This window comes from Wolbachia endosymbiont of Drosophila bocki, from assembly GCF_028982005.1.
Lineage (GTDB): Bacteria > Pseudomonadota > Alphaproteobacteria > Rickettsiales > Anaplasmataceae > Wolbachia > Wolbachia pipientis.
In genome coordinates this window covers 1-3,161 of sequence record NZ_JAPQLG010000174.1, presented here as the reverse complement: position 1 = coordinate 3,161, position 3,161 = coordinate 1, and the positions used below count along the sequence as shown (strand labels likewise).

2 protein-coding genes are annotated in these 3,161 nt (G+C 33.3%); both read right to left on the bottom strand.

Annotated elements, in window-relative coordinates:
* Positions 1–650, bottom strand: a 650-nt coding sequence (locus tag OZD61_RS04135) for a Fic family protein (RefSeq protein ID WP_274979964.1), incomplete at its 3' end; no start/stop codon positions are given.
* A 237-nt stretch (positions 651–887) separates the two neighbouring features.
* The gene (dnaG, locus tag OZD61_RS04130; RefSeq protein ID WP_274979963.1) at positions 888–2,627 is read right to left on the bottom strand and encodes a DNA primase; all 1,740 of its coding nucleotides are present in this window, start codon (positions 2,625–2,627) and stop codon (positions 888–890) included.
* Positions 2,628–3,161: the final 534 nt, after the last annotated feature.

Genomic DNA, 3,161 nt, shown 5'->3' with positions numbered 1-3,161 from the left:
CTACTAGTTCTGCCATTCCCATCTTGAAAAGGGTGTATTGCCAGATACTCAAAAACAAAGTTAGCAACAATAATAAGAGGATGCTTAAATTTATTACTTAAGGACCAGTGATACCAATCAACAAGCTCTTGTACTTCCTTTCTAACAAGGTAAGGTGGTGTGGGATCAAAAATTATACCAACAACTTTTCCATTCTGATCTTTTGCCTCAACTCTATTAGAACTTGCTTTGTATTTTCCTCTATGATACAAATCTTTTTCACTATAAAGTAGCATCTGGTTGTTAATGTGCAATATTGATGACTCACTAATTGGAATATCCGTATAATCATGAAATATTAGTTTAAGCATTTCTAAGTAGCCAGCAATTTCTTGCTCATCTCTATTTTTAAATTTTTTGACACGTAGGTTTTTATATAGATCCTCAACTTCTTTATCGGTTAGACGATTTCCTTCAATACGGTTAGAAGCGCCAGAAGATGTAACAATAACTGAATGAGTTAATCTTTCAATTGTTTGTGGTAGTAGTTTTTTCGTTATCTGCCAGCTATTTTTAACACTATCAACTGCAGTAATTAACTTGTACACTTGTTCAATTACAGGCCCTTCTAGGTTGAGACGTGTACTAAGACGAAAATTCTTCCAGTTCATATTCTTCTCACATGCATATTATGTGAGATAATGTGAGATAATGTGATAAAAGTCAATAGTAAGCTTTATATGCATAGCAGAGCTAACTACAAAAATTATACATTTTCAAGTGATCCTAACCATATCAAAAACTACAGGGCAAAGCTGTTGGAGGAAGGCTTAATTAGTTAAAAATTTCAATCTTATGTAAAATATTGTCTTATTTTGTAATTTTCTTGTTGACTAACGAGACGATATCTACTTTTCAATAAACTCCATTTGCATTTCTTGTATACGGCTTTCTATTTGTTTTATTTGTTCTATCAACCTTTCCTCTAAGTCAAGATTACTGCTCAGCCTCGCTTCGGTTCTTTCTTTTCGTAATGCATTTAACTCTTTTAGTAACACTATATTATTCCACACAATTTCTGCAGATTTTCTCTCGTTTAGTTGGCTATTTAGTACACTAGTTTTTTCAAATACATACTTTATAACGTTAAACTGTTTTAATTCTTGCTCTTTATCGAGTTTGCTTTTGTTACTTATTACATCAATTATATGCTGTTGTAATCTTTTCATCTCATTAGTAAATTCAAAATGAGAAAATTGCTCAAAAAATATAGGACGGTTCAAAATTTCAGGAAATTCTACGGCTATACGCAAAATTACGGCCTGATTTTGCTCTGCTTCAATTAGCTCTGGAGATTTGTTATGAAGATACTCACCTTTTGTTGCTCTAGTTTTACTATTAAAAATCTGTTTTTTGAAGCTACTTCTTAGTTCACTAGCCTTATTGTAAAAATAATCTCTGTAATACCTTCTAATACTGCTGTTGCTAATAGTATTTACATATTCCATGAACTTGTGCTCAAGAATTGAATATTTTTCCGGAGCAAGTTTTTCATAATTTTGCAAATTGCTATCGATTATGTGATGCCATAAATATTCAGAATGAAGTTTTGTTGAGTGATCAAGCGCAATCAATACGTCTTCTTTCTTGTATTCCAGTTCGTTACATATATCGTATGGATCTTTATTACTCGGCAAAGTCACAAATTTTAACGTGTATCCAGGCTCTAATATTGGCAGAGCAAGTTCTGCAACTCGAGTAGCAGCATGACGTCCAGCACTATCGCCATCCATACAGATGGAGATTTCTTTAGCAAATCTCCATAGATTTTTTATCTGCTCTGCAGAAATTGCGGTACCAAGCGGAGCAACTGCATTACTAATTCCTGCTTGATGTAGCGCTATAGCGTCCATATATCCTTCAACAACGAGTATGTGCTGTTTTTTACGTATTTCGCTTAAAGCAAAGTTTAATCCGTATAAATTCTCCCTCTTCTTGAAGAGCTGACTCTCTGGACTGTTTAAATATTTCGGCTGTTGCTCAGAACTTAGCGCACGTCCGCCAAAACCAATAACTCTCCCTGCAATGCTCTGTATAGGAAATATCAGCCGGTCATAAAAATAATCATGAAAATTTTTGTTTACTAATCCAATATCAATTAAAATTTTGTCTTCAATACCTGAAGAGTTTAAATACTCTTTCAAACCAGAGCTTGGTGCATAACCTATCTTAAATTTATCTATGATTTTAGGTGAAATCTTACGCTGCTTTAAATAATCTACAACACTTTGATTTTTTTGTGCAAACCAATTTGCAGCTAAATCAAGCGCTAAAAATAGTTTATTGTTCTCTTTTGTAATACTAAGATTTTTGGGCAGTTCAACACCTGTAACCGATGCTAATTTTTCCAATGCTTCTTTAAAGCTTAATCCTTCAGTTTGTGAAATAAATTCAAATACGTCACCACTAGCTGAACAACCAAAACAGTAATATAACCCCTTAGTATTGCTCACCGAAAAAGATGGGGTTTTTTCGTTATGAAATGGACAGAGCCCAACAAAACTATCTCCTCTTTTTATTAATCTGACTTTTTTACCTACTATGTCGGATAATAATAATTTTGATTTTATAATATCTATATGATCCATCTTGTTAAATTAGTAGTAGGATAAAAATTATATAGAATTTATACACATCTGACTCGAAATTTATTTCTATAACTAAAGCAATTTAGATTTACCGACAATGTAGCTATACAAATTCAAGAGCAATCCTGTCATCCAGGTAGCCCACAGAAACAAAAAACTTCCTTGACAAACCTCGCCAGCGCCCTTATCATGAAACCGAAGCTATTTATTTATCTTCTCTGTACAGATTAAATGACAAAAAAACTCAACGTATCTGGCGTCTCATGTTTGATTTTTTGCACTATGTGCACCTTATGTCTTTATCAAATTTCCGGGTTTTGACCTACACAAGCTGAAATACGCTTATAAAGCATTTAAAACATTAAAAAACGCCAACTTAAAAAGTGGATAGTGAATAACTAGCTACCCTAGGGTTTCTTTTGCCTTTTTTTTCGTTTGGTAAATTTCTTAATATTTATACAGAAGGTGTCATTCCAGTGCTTGACACTGGAATGGCTTTGTTGCATCGCTCTTCGGATAGTAGGTAACGTACAA